This is a genomic window from Desulfoprunum sp., assembly GCF_053613775.1.
Window position 1 is genome coordinate 545,981 of the sequence record NZ_JBSHXH010000008.1, and the last position, 14,492, is coordinate 560,472.

Here is a 14,492-nt window from a genome sequence, read left to right on the forward strand (position 1 = left end):
GGATTATCTGATCGCGAAGATCTTTTTGAATTCCTCGCCCCACCTGGCTATCTCGTCATCGGCGAGTTCCCTGATGGGTATGACCTTGGCCTTGTCCATGCCGTCGATGGGGGGGAAGACGCCGGGGGCGAGTACGTATTCACCGACGTCGTTCGCCAGCAGGGTCATGGCGTCCTTGGACAGCCAGTAGTCCATGAATTTTTTCGCCGCTTCCGGATGCGGGGCCTTCGAGGAGATGCCCATCGCCCGCGGGGTCCCCATCAGTGGTTGATTCTGCACCCGGGCCCAGTCGAGGGGGGCCGGGGCCTTGGTGACGATATACTTGGGCATCGAGATGCCGATCTGTTTCTCGCCGCTCTCGATCGGGGCCGGGGTCGGACCGAAGGACGCCACGAACATCGGCCGGTTCGCTGCCAGACCCTTGAGAAATTCCCGCCACTCCTGATCGGAGGCGAAGACGTTTTCCCGCAGGCCGATCAGCCAGCAGATGGTCGTGGCATGGCTGGCCGGGTTCGCCATGACGATCCTGTCCTTCCACTTCGGGTCGGCCAGGTCCTGGTAGCGCTTCGGCACGTCCTCCGGCTTGACCAATTCCTTATTGTAGATGATCCCCACATATTCGATGCCGAAGAGTTGAATGCCGTTCTTGTTCGCCCATGCCGGGTACTTCGCCGATTCGGGAGAAACGTAAGTGGCGATGATGCCCTTTTCCTTCAGCATTTCCAGGACCGGCAACGGGGCCTGGATGACATCCGCCATCAGCTTGTTGGCCTCGAATTCAGTGAACACGGTGGAAAGGAACTTGGCTGTGGAGATTCGGGTGTATTCACCTTTGATGCCCGTCGCTTTGGAAAAAGCCTCCATGATCGGCTCGATGGCCGTGATGTTGGCGTAAAAGGACACTTTGTCCTCCGCTGCCTCTCCCTTGCCGACCACCAGCGACCCGGCGGCCAGAAGGAGCGCCGCGAAAACTACAAACATTGTTTTTGCCGTTTTCATGCCGTTTTCCCCCTTGATTTCCAAAGTTGACCCGGAGATCCCCGACCTTTTTGTCGAGGCCGAAACACCTTTCCCGTTCAGATTCATCCTATCAAATCCGCTGAATCAATTTCAATGGCCAGCCGCAAGATAAGGCAAATAACGAACCGGGGTGTGTCTTTCTCCGGGGCCGCAGTGCATCAGGTGTGATCGGGGGTGAAATCTGGGTGAGCCGTCCGTCCGCCGGCGGCGCGCCGTCAGCGGCGAGATTGCCGCGGAAGGGGCCGGGGACCGTTCGGCTGGCAGGCGTCGTGGGCGAGGAGCGTTGGAGTCAACAATGGGAATCCGATATCCGCAAGGATCGCGGACACGATGACCAGATGGCCGCCACGGCTTGACAACCACTCGGACATGCTTACCATTTCCGCCAAAATTGGCAGATAAATCAATGGCAAGGGATCTGCGTGTTCCCGTCCAGTACAGACAAAAGTGTAAGAGGTAATCGTAATGACAGTGAAAACTACAACCCACGAATTTCAGGCAGAGATCAAGAAGCTCCTCGATATCGTCATCCACTCGTTGTACACCGAGCGGGACGTTTTTATTCGCGAATTGATCTCCAATGCGGCAGATGCCCTGGAGAAACTCAGGCATGAGAGCATTACCGCCACCGATGTCTTCGATGCCCACGTGCCGCTCGAGATCAACATCACCCTCGATGACAAGAACCACACCTTCACGATCACCGATACCGGGATCGGCATGAGCCGCCACGAGCTCGAGGCCAACCTCGGCACCATCGCCCACTCGGGTTCCAATACCTTCCTGTCCCAGCTGGCGGAAGCGGCGAAGAAGGACGTCAACCTCATCGGCCAGTTCGGCGTCGGCTTCTACGCCGCCTTCATGGCCGGCAGCCGGGTCCTCGTGCAGAGTCGGTCCTGGGACGGCAGCGAGGGCCATGAATGGGCCTCCGACGGCACCGGCTCCTTTACCATCAGCGAGATGCCGGGGCTGCGCCGCGGCACCAGGATTGTTGTCGAATTGAAGGAAGACGCCCATGACTACGCCCAGAAATGGAAGGTCGAAGCGATCATCAAGCAGTATTCGGCCTTTGTCTCCTTCCCGATCAAGCTTGAGGATGAGATCGTCAATACCGTCCAGGCCCTGTGGACGAGAAACAAGGCGGAGATCACCGATCAGGAGTATGTCGATTTCTACAAATTCGTCGGCAACACCATCGACGAACCGATGTACCGCCTGCATTTTTCGGCCGATGCGCCGCTGGCGATCAATGCCCTGCTGTTTGTCCCGAAGGAGAATTTTGAGGTCCTTGGTTTCGGCCGGATGGAGTCCGGAGTCAACCTCTATTGCCAGAGGATCCTCATCGATCAGCATTCTGAAAACATCCTGCCGGAATGGCTGCGATTCCTCAAGGGCGTGGTGGACAGCGAAGACCTGCCGTTGAATATTTCCCGCCAGGCGCTGCAGGACAACGCCCTGGTCGGCAAGCTGCGCCGGGTCATCACCAAGCGGTTCCTGAAGTTCCTGGAGGAGGAGGCGAAGCGGGATGCCGACGGGTATCTGACCTTCTGGAAGACCTTCGGGATCTTCCTCAAGGAGGGCGCCACTTCCAGCTTCGAACACCGCGACGATCTCGGCAGGCTGCTGCGCTTCGAGTCGTCGAAGTCCGAGCCCGGCAAACCGGTTGGCCTGGCCGACTACCTGCTGCGGATGAACCCGGATCAGCAGGAAATCTACTATATCAACGGGACGAGCCGGGCGGCGATCGAGGCCGGTCCCTATGTCGAGATGTTCAGGAAGAGGGACATCGAGATCATCTACACGATGGAACCGGTCGACGACTTCGTCCTCAGCCATCTCGGCGAGTTCGAGGGCAAGAAGCTGGTCTCCGCCGACCGGGCCGATCTCGCCATTCCCGAGACCGAGGAGGAGAAAAAGGCCGACGGGGATCAGGAGGATGGGCTCGACAGCACGCGCAGTGAAGCCCTTCTGGCCTGGTTGAAGAAGACCCTGGCCGACGGGGTGCAGGATGTCATCGTTTCGAAACGGCTGGTCGATGCCCCGGCGATGATCGTCAACCCCGACAGCCATATGACCTCGTCGATGCAGCGGGTCCTGGCGGCATCGCGGTTCGAGAAGGGTCTCGGGCTCGAGACCTCGAAAAAGAACCTGGAGATCAATCTCAGGAATCCCCTCATCAAACGGCTGGCCGACCTGCAGGAGACGGATGAGGAGTTTGCCGTCGATGTGGCCAGGCAGATCTATGATAACGCGATGATTCAGGCGGGACTGGTTGTCGATCCATTGATCATGGTGGAGAGGAACTATAAGATCCTTAACCGTGCGGTCCAGGGGTAATCATTGCTCTGTGTTTTAAATTCCTGCGATTTCAATTGTCTATCAGATCAAGCCGGCGTACTGGATAGAAGGATTAAAATTCCAGCCGCCGGACGGTTCACGACATAACCATTGAAATGTGACTATCTTCAGGCTATAGAGCGACATGTTACCCCACTCTTCCGATTTCAATCAACAGGGAGGACCTATGCCCTCTTTCTGCCGTTACTGCCTGATTTTCCTGGCAGCAGTCCTGCTCTTGGGCGGATGCTACAACAATCCCGTTCGCAACCTTGCCTCTGACGTGTTGCTGATCAAGGCGGGGCAGTCAACCGGCGATGATGTGCTGACCTACCTTGGTGAGCCCGATGAACAAAAGGTCATCGACAAGGGGGTCGAGCAGTGGCTGTTCAGGGAAAAGAGCTCCACCGTCATGGAAAGAACCCCGGTGGTGGGCAAGTATCTGGGCAGTCCCAGTATCGGCCAGGTGATCGTCACGCTGAAGGACAATGTGGTTGTCGATTACAGGTATGAGGCCCACGACGCCGACGAAAACGATTGGGCGGATGATTTTTCCTGGCAAAAGGACAAAAAGTGACCGATCGTTTTGCCACAGCCCGTGAGCGAATGGTACTGGAACAGCTCGCGGCCCGGGGGATAACTGATCGGAGAGTCCTCGCCGTCATGGGGGAGGTGCCGCGCCATCTCTTTGTCGACGACGCGATGCAGGGCCGGTCCTACGGCGATCATCCCCTGCCCATCGCCGCCGGGCAGACTATCTCGCAACCTTACATCGTTGCCTACATGACCCAGGTCCTGCAACTGCAGGGGCATGAAAAAGTCCTGGAGATCGGGACCGGTTCAGGCTACCAGGCGGCGATTCTCTCCCGGCTCTGCCACAAGGTCTATACCATCGAACGGGTCAATACCCTGTTGGCCGGGGCGAGGAAGATTTTCGACTCCCTTCGCTATTTCAATATCGTCGCCAAGATGGATGACGGCACCCTCGGCTGGCCGGAGTTCGCTCCCTATGATGCGATCATCGTCACCGCCGGCGGCCCCGAGGTGCCCCCCCCTCTGATCGACCAACTGGCCGATCCCGGGAGACTGGTGATACCGGTCGGTGATCAGGATATCCAGAGTCTGCATCTTGTCACCAAAGAGAAGGGGGAGATCCGGGTCGATCAACTGGCCAGTGTCCGTTTTGTCGAACTCATAGGCGAGCATGGCTGGGGGCGCTGAAAGCGACCTCAATCCTGCGGCTTGCCCCCATCTCCGATGTTGTGCTTATCAATTTTCTCCCGCAACACACATGAGCAGATTCTTCGGCGACTCATCACGGTCACGGTGTTCATGCCGATGTGCCTTCAGGTATGCTGATTTTTCAGGGCCGCAGAGATTTGAGAGCAACTCTCAATAAAGTATGAATCACCGTGATAGTGCTTGTGTTCGACATTCATTCTCAATATATTGCATTCTTCTTTGTGCAACTTGGCATAATACAAACTCAAGGACCGTTGGAGCATGGGGGCAAGCCGGAAGGCTTCATGCGGGTGACCGACAGCTGGTTCTGAACGCTCAGATGGAGGAACGCGGACGTGGAGGAAATTCTCAAGAAGCGACGCACACTGCAGGAAACCATGAATTTCATGGCCGCGCTGTCGGCTGGTATCGAACCGATACTGGGCCGTGGTGCAAACAGCATGACTATGTCGGCCGGTCGGAATCTCGGTCGCAAATTTTCGGAAAATGCCAGACATACCGATGATCTCCTCGAGGCCATCGGCGAGGTCAAGAATATTCTCGTGGCCAATCACTGCCTCTGGGGCTTTGAACCCTTCAAGCCTGAAGAACAGGCGGAGATGATCACGACGGATGACAAGGGGAACCGCCAGATGCTCATCGTTTTCCGTGACTGCATGATCAGACAGGCCCTCTTTCGCTTCGGGCATCCCCAGAAGGGGTCTCTGTGCAATATGATGTACGGTTTTTTTGCCGGAGCCCTCGAAAGCATCATGGGGAAGAAGGCGACGCTGGAGATCAGGCATGCCGGTGAAAACGCCTGCCTGAAGATATTGACGGTGGAGGGATGACGCTGCATTACGCGCGTTGACTAGGAGATACGATGAGCAGCGAGAAAGTTCGATTGAATACGGAGTGGTTGTGCGATTGTGGCGGATGCCATGTCGCGCTGGTTGATCTGCACGAAAAAATATTGAATGTCCTCGAATCGGTGGAAATTCAGAAATGTCCGGTCCTGACCGATGTCAAGGATTACCCCGAGGCCGACATCGGCATCCTCACCGGCTCGATCCGGACCGAGCATGACCGGCATGCGGCGATGGAGATGCGCCGGCAGTGCAAGACCATCATCGCCTTCGGCACCTGCGCCGTATACGGTGGTCTGCACGGGGCGGGTCTGGCGCACAGCCGCGAAGAGATCATGAACCAGGTCTTCCGCAAGAGTCCGACGACCAGGACCGATTTCCTCCCGGACAGTGAGATAACCGGATTGGAAAAGATTGTCACCCCGATCGACGAGGTAATCGATGTCGATCTCTACCTGCCGGGTTGTCCGCCTCACCCGCATTTTATCTTCGAAAGCCTGAAATCCCTCATCGACCATCATACCCCACGGGTGGACAAGTCCACGGTCTGTGCCGCATGCCGCCGGACGATGGTTAAGACGGAGGTTGCCGAGATCAAAAACAGCCTTGAAGGAATGCCGGACGACGAGCTCTGTTTCCTGAGCCAGGGCTATATCTGTCTTGGTTCGGCCACCCTTGACCGTTGTCTCGCCCCCTGTCCCAATCACGGCATCATGTGTTCCGGTTGTGCCGGACCGACGATGCAGATCCTCACCGAACCGAACCGGGATATCCGTTCCGAGGTGGCCGACAGGATGTCACGGTTGACCAGGATCGGCAAGGACACGATCATCAAGCACATCGAACAATCGGCCAAGACCCATTACGCCTATGCGATGGCCACCAAGATGATCGGCAACAAACCGACGTTTTTGATTCGCAAATGGATCGCAGAAGTGGAGGCAGCATAATGGCGAAGACGATCAAGATAGACCCGGTCACCCGGATCGAGGGGCATGCCCGCATCCTGCTCGAGTATGACGATGCCGGCATGGTTGACCAGGCCTATTTCTGTGTCAATGAGTTGAGGGGGTTCGAGCGGATCCTGGTCGGTATGGAGGCACACACCATGCCGATGATCACCGCCCGAATCTGCGGGGTCTGTCCGACTGCCCACCACCTGGCGGCGGCCAAGGCGCTGGACTGCGCCGCCGGGGTCGAACCGCCTCCTGCGGCCAGGCTCCTGAGGGAATTCATGTACATGGGCCATGTCATCCACAGCCATGCCCTGTCGCTCTTCGTCCTTGCCGGCCCCGACCTGGTTTTCGGTCTCAATGGTCCCCCGGCCTCCCAGAATATCGTCGGCATGGTTGAGGCGGCACCGGAACTCACCAAAAAAGCCCTGCGTCTGCGGAGCCTCGGCCAGAAGATCAACGAGACTATCGGCGGCCGCGGCATCCATCCGGTTACCGCCATCGCCGGCGGCATCTCCTTCAAGCTCAGCGACCTTCAGTTCAACCGGTTGAAGGAGCTGACCGCCGAGGCCGTCATCCTGTCGGGCGAACTGGCCGGCAGGACCAAGAAACTGCTCTTCGATCTCTTTGATGCCAATCCGGTGCTGCTGGACAAGCTGAACGTGCCGAGCTGGTACATGGGCACGGTCAAAAGCGGCCTGCTCAATTTCTATGATGGCGATCTCCGGGTCATGGATGAGGGCGGCAGGATCGTCCGGGAGTTTGCCAGCCGGGAGTATCGCGATGTGCTCGCCGAGCGGGCCGTCCACACCTCCTATGCCAAGGAGGTCTATATCGACCACGGCGGCGCCGAGCACATGTACCGGGTTTCAACCCTGGCCCGGTTGAATGTCGTCGACGGCATGGAGACCCCGTTGGCCCAGGCCGAGTTCGAGGAATTCCGCCGGAATTTCGGCCGTCCCTGCCATAACGCCGTCATCCAGATGTATGCCAAGCTGATCGAGTTGATCTATGCCTGCGAGAAGGCCAACGAGTTGATCAACAACCCGGCCCTGCGCGGCGACACCCGGGTTCCCGCCTCGTTCAAGGGCGGCCGCGGCGTCGCCCATATCGAGGCGCCGCGCGGGACCCTGATCCATGATTACGAGATCGATGCCAAGGGCATCGTCCGGGCCGCCAACCTGATCGTCGCCACGCAGCAGAATACCGCGGCCATCAACCGGTCCCTGAAAGAAGGCGCCAACAATCTGCTCGCCGGCGGCAGTGACGAGTCGATGCTCAACAGTCTCGAGTTTGTGGTCCGGTGTTACGATCCCTGTCTGGCCTGTTCCACCCATGCGATCGGTCGTATGGATCTGGAGGTGGAACTGCGGCACAAGGGTCGGATCATTCGTCGCCTGAGGAGGAAATAACCGATGTTTGAAATGATCATTGATGAAAATGCCTGCCGGGGCTGCAAGCTGTGCATGGATGTCTGCCCGACCAACTGTTTTTCGTTCAACGAGGAGACCAGGAAATCGGCGGTGGCGCATCTCGGCAACTGTATCGCCTGCATGAGCTGTGATTACCTCTGCCCGTCCGGAGCGATCTCCCACCGCAATCATCATGTGGTGAAGAATTTCTATCGCAATATCCATTTCAGCCAACGCCTGGAGAAATTCCTATGATGTCGAACGAACTTACCCTGGAGGCCAGAGACTATGACATGGCCTTCACCGAGATATCCTTTCTCCTCGATATGTTCGTCAATACCATCGTCACCTTTGTCGGCAAATCGACGCCTGCTCTGGCGGTGGCCGCCGGCCGGCGGATGGCCGACAACATGCCGGTGCACATGACCGAGAAGACCCCGGAGGTCGCCCTGCAGGAACTGGTGCGGATCTTCCGCATCCAGCAGATGGAGATCGACGGCCGCTTCGATGGACCGGAGGCGGCGATCATCATCAACCATTGTCCGATCCGGAGTGTCTGTCTGCAGCGCAACATGGAGATCGACGGCCAGGCCTGCCAGATGTTCCACTACTACATGGCCGGTATTCTCGCCGAACTGGCCGGCTGTCCGGCCCGACCGAAAACAGTTGCCACCGGTGAATCCTGTACCTTCAATGTGGCCTTCAGCCGGCCCCGCCGGTAAGCTGTGACGACCGCTCTCATCGTCTGCATCGGCAATGATCTTGTCGCCGATGACGGAGCGGGCCAGGCGGTCCACGCCAGTCTCGAAGCTATCTCCTTGGCTGCCGGTACCCGCCTGGTGTTTCTGGGGCTGGGCGGGATCGATCTCCTCGAGGTAATGAACGGCGAGGACCTGCTGGTGGTGATCGATGCGGTGCAACTGGGAGCGGCGCCGGGATTCGTTCATGTCCTCGACTGGCAGGCCATTCCCGCGCTGGGGCCGCGGCCGGTGAGCGGCCACGGGATCGGCATTCGGGAGGCGATCGAGGTCGGACGCCGCCTCTACCCTGAAAGAATCCCCACTAACATATATCTCATCGGCATTGAGGGGAAATGCTTCAATCAGCTGGGACAACGCCTGAGTCCTGAAGTGGCGGCCGCAGTACCACGAGCCGTTGATCAACTCCTGCGGCTGTTGCCCTGACGCAACAGGCTGAACGACCGCGGCTGCGATTCTGGACGCTGCCGGTCCCCGGGCCGCTTTTCATTTGAGCCGCCGCCGCAACACCTCCTCCCGCCGCCGCTCGATCCTCTTTCCATCCTCGTCGTTTCCGTGCCGCAGGCAATTTCCTGGTTGTGACTGCCGAAATCAGGCGTCGGATCGAAAAATGAGATGCATTTGGTTGACGAAGAGGTATTCTGGCAGAAATAATTATGCGTATATGCAAATAACAGGAGGTCGATAACGATGGAAACCGCAACAGCAGAACAGGAGATCGAGACATTTATCAACAGCTGGGGGGATGGGAATTCATCGGTCAAGTCCGGATTTCTCGAGCTGTACCGCCATGCCCGGGCGATGGCCGGGGTGAAGTTTCATTTTGTCGGCCGGTCGGGCGTCAGTTACTCGCTCCGGCCACGGGGCAGTCGCCAGCGGGAGGGCGAATTTTTCGCCATTATCGATGTCATCGATGATGATCCCCAGGCCCGGTGGCTGTCCGTATGCTTTTACGGCGATATGATCACCGATCCGGAGGGCAGGGGCGAGGTGATCCCCGGCGGTCTGGCCGGTGCCGACGGCTATTGTTTCGACGTCACCGGAGATGAGGCGGGCGCGATCGACTATCTCAAGGAGCGCTGCCGTGAGGCCTGGGTCCGGATCTCGTGACCGGTTGCCGGCCAGTCGATGGTTTTCGGCGACAATCGGAGGTAGTGCTTGCCGCTGATATGCCGGATAAGGTACATTCTCTGCTCTGATTTGCCGTGAATCTTCGTCTCAAAGGGTAGAGTCCATGGAATCCATTCTGCTGATGTATCTGGCCGCCGGGGCCGTTGCCGGCCTGCTCGCCGGTCTCCTGGGGATCGGCGGCGGGCTGGTGATCGTGCCGATGCTGGTCTTCTGTTTCTCGCTGCAGCACCTCGATCCGGCGGTGACGATGCATCTGGCCCTGGGGACCTCGATGGCCAGCATCATCTTCACCTCCGTTTCCAGCTTCAGGGCGCACCACCGGCGGGGTGCCGTCGAGTGGCCGCTGGTGCGGCGCATCGTCCTCGGCATCTTTGTCGGCACGTTCCTCGGCTCGTGCCTGGCGGCGCGGCTGTCCACCGGCTTTCTCAAGAGCTTCTTCGTCCTCTTCCTCTATTACGTCGCCACCCAGATGCTGCTCAACACGAAGCCGAAGCCCTCCCGTCAGTTGCCCGGCAATCTCGGGACCTTTGCAGTCGGCAATGTCATCGGCGCCTTTTCCAGCCTGGTCGGCATCGGCGGCGGCACCCTGTCGGTCCCGTTCATGACCTGGTGCAATGTGCCGGTGCACCGGGCGATCGGGACCTCGGCGGCGATCGGCTTTCCGATTGCCATCGCCGGGACCGTCGGCTATGTCGTCAACGGCTGGCATGCCGCCGCTCTTCCCGCCTATTCGGTCGGCTACGTCTATCTGCCGGCCCTGGTCGGCCTGGTTGCCACCAGTGTCCTTACCGCCCCGTTCGGCGTCCGCCTGGCCCACAGCCTGCCGGTCGATCGGCTGAAGCGGGTCTTCGCCGTCCTGCTCTTCGTGGTCGGCACCCGGATGCTGATCAGCCTGGTCTGCTGAGTCCGGCCCCCCAAAATCTCAAGGGCCTTCGTCCTGCGAAGGCCCTTGTCGACAAGAAGTTGAACCCTCAACCCCTCAGTCGATCCAGTCGTCGGTCGCCTCGATCGGGGCGAACCCGCGCCGCATCGTATTCTCGCTGACCAGTTTGGGGTCGACGAACTGGAGGAGATAATCGGGTCCGCCGGCCTTCGAGCCGACGCCTGACATGTTGAAGCCGCCGAACGGATGGCGCTCGACCAGGGCGCCGGTACTGCCGCGGTTGAGGTAGAGATTGCCGACGTTGAACTCGGCCCGGGCCCGGTCGAGATGCTCCGGACTGCGGGAGAAGATGGCCCCGGTCAAACTGAAGCGGGTCGAGTTGGCCCACTCGATGGCCTGGTCGAAGTTCTTGACCTTCATCAGGGCCAGCACCGGTCCGAAGATCTCCTCCTGGGCGATGCGGTGCTCGGGCCGGATGCCCTCGACGATGGTCAATGGGACATAGCAGCCCGTCGCCGGGACCTCGCGGCTGAGCAGCACCTTCCCCTCCTTTCCGGCCAGGTCGATATAGTCGAGAACCGACTTCCGGGCCCTCTCGTCGACCACCGGTCCCAGCGAATTGGCCGGATCTTCGGCCGGGCCGATGGTCAGCGACGAGGCGGCCTGCACCAGCCGCTCGCGGAATTTGTCGTAGATCGGCTCGACGACAATGGCCCGGGAGCAGGCCGAACACTTCTGGCCCTGGAAGGCGAAGGCCGAATTGATCACCTGTCGGATCGCCTCGTCGAGATCGGCGTCATCGTCGATGATGATCGCGTTCTTGCCGCCCATTTCCGCCACCACCTTCTTGACCTGCCGCTGTCCCGGCGTAACCGTCGAGGCCTTGTTGATGATCCGGTGACCGACTTCCATCGAACCGGTGAAGGCGATGAGGGAGATATCGGGATGCTCGACGAGGTAGTCACCCATCACCGAGCCGCGACCGGGGACATAATTGAAAACCCCGGCGGGTAGATCAGCCTCGCGGAAGATGTCGACCAGGTTGAAGCCGACCACCGAGGACGGGCCGGCCGGCTTGTAGAGTACCGGATTGCCGGTGACGATGGCGGCCGCGGACATGCCGCAACTGATCGCCAGCGGGAAGTTCCAGGGGGCGATGACGGCGGCGATGCCCTTGGCCTGGTAGCTCAGCAGGTTGACCTCGCCGGGGCTGTGGCCCATGCGTCGGGGGGTGCCGATCCGGATGGCCTCCCTGGCGTAGTATTCGAGGAAGTCGATGGCCTCGGCGACATCGGCCTGGGCCTGGTGCCACTGCTTGCCGACCTCGAGGATCTGCCAGGCGCTCAGTTCGTAGCTCTTCCGGCGGGCGATGGCCGCCGCCTTGACGAGGTACCGGGCCCGCTCGGCAAACGACAGGGTCTTCCATGCCGGAGCGGCATTTTTGGCGGCGGCGATGGCCACGTCAATTTCCCCGGTCGAGGCCTGGCAGACGCTGCCGATGATCTCCTGCGGCCGGGCCGGATTGACCGAGGACAGTCGGTCGTCGGTGACGACTTCGCGGCCGCCGATGACCAGCGGGTAGGTGGCTCCGAGTTTGCCGCGGACGCTTGCGATGGCGGCGACGAAGCCGTCGCGAACCTCCTGGCGGGTGAAGTCGGCGATTGGTTCGTTGACGAAGCGATCCGCCCTGGCGACCGCCGGCCTGGCTTTGTCCGGTTTCTGCCCGGCGACGCGGACCAGGGTCTCGAGCGGATTTTCGACCAGCCGGTCGATTTCCGCCGCCTCGGCAAAGGACTGGCGGAGGAAGGACTCGTTGGCGGTATTTTCCAGCAGACGCCGCACCAGGTAGGCCATTCCCGGCAGCAGATCGCCGTAGGGGGCGTAGAGCCGCACCCGTCTGGCGACGTTGAGCAGCCCTTTGCGGACCGGTTCGGCCATGCCGTACAGGACCTGGAATTCGTATTGATGCTCGGGAACTCCCAGGTCCCGGGCCATCTCCATCGCCGCCGAGATCGAGCGGATGTTGTGGGAGGCGCAGGCGTAGCTGCAGATATCGTGGTTTTCGAGGATCATCCGGGTGTGGCGCTCGAAGGCGGCATCGGATTCGGCCTTGATCGTATAGACCGGAATCTCCCAGCCGTTCTGTTTGGCGATGACCGTTTCATAGTCCCAGTAGGCGCCCTTGACGAGACGCACCGAAATCGGCAGATTCTCGCTCCGGGCCCAGGCGAGCAGGGCCTTCAGATCCGCATCGGTCTCCTTCAGGTAGGATTGGAGGGCGATGCCGAGGTGGGGATAGTCGCGGAACTCCTGACTGGCCCGCAGGCGGCGGTAGACCTCGAGGGTGATGTCCTTGAAGCGGTGATGCTCCATGTCGATGCGCATGAAGCCGCCCAGTTCCCTGACTTTGCGGAGGATCGGGACGAGCCGGTTGCAGATGCCGGTCACCGAGCCCTCGAAGTCCATCGGATCGGTCAGCGAGAACAGGGCCGATGGTTTGACCGAGATGTTGATGCGCGGCGCATAACCCCAGTCGAGGGTGTCGCCGCCGATCGGAACCCAGTCCCGGTAGGATTTTTCCAGCGCCGCCAGCAATTCGAGGTACATCTCCATGAAGGAGACGGCCTCCTTCTCGCTGACGGTCGCTTCGCCCAGGATATCGACGGTGAGGGTGAAGCCGTCCTTGCGGATCTTCTTGATGTTCTTCAACGCATCCTTGACGTTCTCGCCGATGATGAACTGCTTGGCCATTGCTTCGAGGTTGGTGCGGATGGTCCGGTTGACAAGGACGCCGGTGAGTTTGCCGCCGAAACCGGTGCCGATCGCCCCCCATTTCATCACCGCCGGCACATCCTGGTCGTCGCCGGCAAAGTATTCCCGGATATGGCGGGCCAGCGATTCGGAGGTGGTGAGGTAGGGCAGGACATCGACGAAGCGGAACAGTTGGACCTTGAAGTTTTCGTTCTTCATCGACCAGTCCATGACCTTGCCGGTCCACCAACCCTTGTTGAAGATGGAGGGGGCCTCACCGCTGATGCTGGCGAAGAACTCCCTGCTGCGGGCAGTGATCTTTTTATCGAGGGAATTGGAATCCATGGAATGTACCTCATGCAGATGATGGGAGAGGGAGGATCAGGCGTCCTTCTTCGTTTTTTTCTGGTTCTGCTTGGTCTCGGCGAAGGCCGTGATCAGGGTCTGTTCTTCCTTGAGGGTGCCGAGGACGAGGGTGGTCCGGCTGTCCTGCACCCCGGGTATGACGCCGATGCTTTTCATCAGTCCGGTCAGGCCGTCCGTGCTGTTGACCCGGGCCTTGATCAGATAATTGTATTCGCCGGCGATCCAGTGCACCTCCTGGATGCCGCGTATCTTCGCCACTTCCAGTCCGACCGCGGTGCAGCCGACGGCATCGGCCGTCTTCAGGTGCATGAAGACGGTCAGGGCCAGGCCGACGGCCTTGGGATCGAGACGCACCTCGTAACCGACAATGACGCCGTCCTTCTCCAACTTTTTCACCCGCTCGAGAACTCCTGAAGGCGCCATGCCGAGACGGCGCGCCAGTTCGGCGTTGGGGATTTTGCCGTTATTCTGGATTATGTTCAATATTTCAATGTCGATATCGTCTATCATATAAATTAATACTCCGTTATGAGAATAATATGCAAAATATAGAGGTGAGTCAAGGATGATCGTCGGTGGGGCAATCATCTTGCGGTTGAGATGCGGAATCGATGGCGTGAAGCAATATCGAGGGGAGTTGGAGGAGTGACCTGCTTATGGTCGATGCTGCCGACTGGCGGGATAGGCCTCTATCTGTGTCATGTTGTGGGCGCTCGCCACTGCCGAGTGGATCCCCGGATTCTCGGCTGTACCGTCGGGAGGGCTCTGGCGTGGTCCGGAGGGGAAAGGGTGTT

The 14,492-nt window shown here is 59.5% G+C and carries 14 protein-coding genes; 11 read left to right on the top strand and 3 right to left on the bottom strand.

Annotated features, from left to right (window positions below; translation table 11 throughout):
• Positions 1-3 precede the first annotated feature (3 nt).
• Positions 4-999: an ABC transporter substrate-binding protein gene (locus tag ACWGKN_RS17245; protein WP_452095690.1), complete on the bottom strand. Its 996-nt coding sequence runs from the start codon at positions 997-999 to the stop codon at positions 4-6.
• A 486-nt stretch (positions 1,000-1,485) separates the two neighbouring features.
• Between ACWGKN_RS17245 and htpG the strand changes: the two genes are divergently transcribed.
• The 11 genes from htpG to ACWGKN_RS17300 all read left to right on the top strand — a co-directional run bounded on the left by htpG (position 1,486) and on the right by ACWGKN_RS17300 (position 10,602).
• Positions 1,486-3,357 (top strand): molecular chaperone HtpG, encoded by a 1,872-nt coding sequence (htpG, locus tag ACWGKN_RS17250; protein ID WP_452095691.1) that lies wholly within the window; start codon positions 1,486-1,488, stop codon positions 3,355-3,357.
• Between the two features lie 187 nt (positions 3,358-3,544).
• On the top strand, positions 3,545-3,934 hold the full coding sequence (locus ACWGKN_RS17255; RefSeq protein WP_452095692.1) for a hypothetical protein: 390 nt from the start codon (positions 3,545-3,547) through the stop codon (positions 3,932-3,934).
• The gene (locus tag ACWGKN_RS17260) at positions 3,931-4,578 is read left to right on the top strand and encodes a protein-L-isoaspartate(D-aspartate) O-methyltransferase (protein WP_424254688.1); all 648 of its coding nucleotides are present in this window, start codon (positions 3,931-3,933) and stop codon (positions 4,576-4,578) included. The genes ACWGKN_RS17255 and ACWGKN_RS17260 overlap by 4 nt, the downstream gene beginning before the upstream one ends.
• A 356-nt stretch (positions 4,579-4,934) precedes the next feature.
• Entirely contained in the window at positions 4,935-5,429 is a 495-nt protein-coding gene (locus ACWGKN_RS17265; protein ID WP_035228636.1) for a hypothetical protein, read from the top strand.
• 32 nt (positions 5,430-5,461) lie between these two features.
• A complete protein-coding gene (locus tag ACWGKN_RS17270; RefSeq protein WP_035228637.1) occupies positions 5,462-6,394 on the top strand; it encodes an NADH-quinone oxidoreductase subunit B family protein in 933 nt (310 codons plus the stop codon).
• Positions 6,394-7,809, top strand: a complete 1,416-nt coding sequence (locus ACWGKN_RS17275) for a Ni/Fe hydrogenase subunit alpha (RefSeq protein ID WP_035228640.1) — start codon at positions 6,394-6,396, stop codon at positions 7,807-7,809. Before ACWGKN_RS17270 ends, ACWGKN_RS17275 begins: the two co-directional genes overlap by 1 nt.
• A 3-nt stretch (positions 7,810-7,812) precedes the next feature.
• Positions 7,813-8,064, top strand: a complete 252-nt coding sequence (locus ACWGKN_RS17280) for a 4Fe-4S dicluster domain-containing protein (RefSeq protein ID WP_035228641.1) — start codon at positions 7,813-7,815, stop codon at positions 8,062-8,064.
• Positions 8,061-8,531 carry a hypothetical protein gene (locus ACWGKN_RS17285; RefSeq protein WP_452095693.1) on the top strand — a complete coding sequence of 157 codons (471 nt, stop codon included), beginning with the start codon at positions 8,061-8,063 and terminating at the stop codon, positions 8,529-8,531. Before ACWGKN_RS17280 ends, ACWGKN_RS17285 begins: the two co-directional genes overlap by 4 nt.
• A 3-nt stretch (positions 8,532-8,534) precedes the next feature.
• Positions 8,535-8,993: a hydrogenase maturation protease gene (locus ACWGKN_RS17290; protein WP_035228645.1), complete on the top strand. Its 459-nt coding sequence runs from the start codon at positions 8,535-8,537 to the stop codon at positions 8,991-8,993.
• A gap of 264 nt (positions 8,994-9,257) precedes the next feature.
• Positions 9,258-9,677 (top strand): hypothetical protein, encoded by a 420-nt coding sequence (locus tag ACWGKN_RS17295; RefSeq protein ID WP_452095694.1) that lies wholly within the window; start codon positions 9,258-9,260, stop codon positions 9,675-9,677.
• Between the two features lie 124 nt (positions 9,678-9,801).
• Positions 9,802-10,602, top strand: a complete 801-nt coding sequence (locus tag ACWGKN_RS17300) for a sulfite exporter TauE/SafE family protein (RefSeq protein WP_452095695.1) — start codon at positions 9,802-9,804, stop codon at positions 10,600-10,602.
• Positions 10,603-10,677: 75 nt separating this feature from the next.
• On the opposite strand, the gene pruA is transcribed toward ACWGKN_RS17300, so the two are convergent.
• The gene (pruA, locus tag ACWGKN_RS17305; protein ID WP_452095696.1) at positions 10,678-13,677 is read right to left on the bottom strand and encodes an L-glutamate gamma-semialdehyde dehydrogenase; all 3,000 of its coding nucleotides are present in this window, start codon (positions 13,675-13,677) and stop codon (positions 10,678-10,680) included.
• Positions 13,678-13,713: 36 nt separating this feature from the next.
• Positions 13,714-14,208, bottom strand: a complete 495-nt coding sequence (locus ACWGKN_RS17310) for an Lrp/AsnC family transcriptional regulator (protein WP_052159848.1) — start codon at positions 14,206-14,208, stop codon at positions 13,714-13,716.
• Positions 14,209-14,492: the final 284 nt, after the last annotated feature.

What these genes read in the sequence shown, in the direction of transcription:
- ACWGKN_RS17285 (WP_452095693.1), top strand. Translation starts at nt 8,061, where the DNA reads ATGATGTCGAACGAACTTACCCTGGAGGCCAGAGACTATGACATGGCC.
- ACWGKN_RS17245 (WP_452095690.1), bottom strand. Translation starts at nt 999, where the DNA reads ATGAAAACGGCAAAAACAATGTTTGTAGTTTTCGCGGCGCTCCTTCTG.
- ACWGKN_RS17255 (WP_452095692.1), top strand. Translation starts at nt 3,545, where the DNA reads ATGCCCTCTTTCTGCCGTTACTGCCTGATTTTCCTGGCAGCAGTCCTG.
- pruA (WP_452095696.1), bottom strand. Translation starts at nt 13,677, where the DNA reads ATGGATTCCAATTCCCTCGATAAAAAGATCACTGCCCGCAGCAGGGAG.
- ACWGKN_RS17295 (WP_452095694.1), top strand. Translation starts at nt 9,258, where the DNA reads ATGGAAACCGCAACAGCAGAACAGGAGATCGAGACATTTATCAACAGC.
- ACWGKN_RS17310 (WP_052159848.1), bottom strand. Translation starts at nt 14,208, where the DNA reads ATGATAGACGATATCGACATTGAAATATTGAACATAATCCAGAATAAC.
- ACWGKN_RS17300 (WP_452095695.1), top strand. Translation starts at nt 9,802, where the DNA reads ATGGAATCCATTCTGCTGATGTATCTGGCCGCCGGGGCCGTTGCCGGC.
- ACWGKN_RS17270 (WP_035228637.1), top strand. Translation starts at nt 5,462, where the DNA reads ATGAGCAGCGAGAAAGTTCGATTGAATACGGAGTGGTTGTGCGATTGT.
- ACWGKN_RS17275 (WP_035228640.1), top strand. Translation starts at nt 6,394, where the DNA reads ATGGCGAAGACGATCAAGATAGACCCGGTCACCCGGATCGAGGGGCAT.
- ACWGKN_RS17280 (WP_035228641.1), top strand. Translation starts at nt 7,813, where the DNA reads ATGTTTGAAATGATCATTGATGAAAATGCCTGCCGGGGCTGCAAGCTG.
- htpG (WP_452095691.1), top strand. Translation starts at nt 1,486, where the DNA reads ATGACAGTGAAAACTACAACCCACGAATTTCAGGCAGAGATCAAGAAG.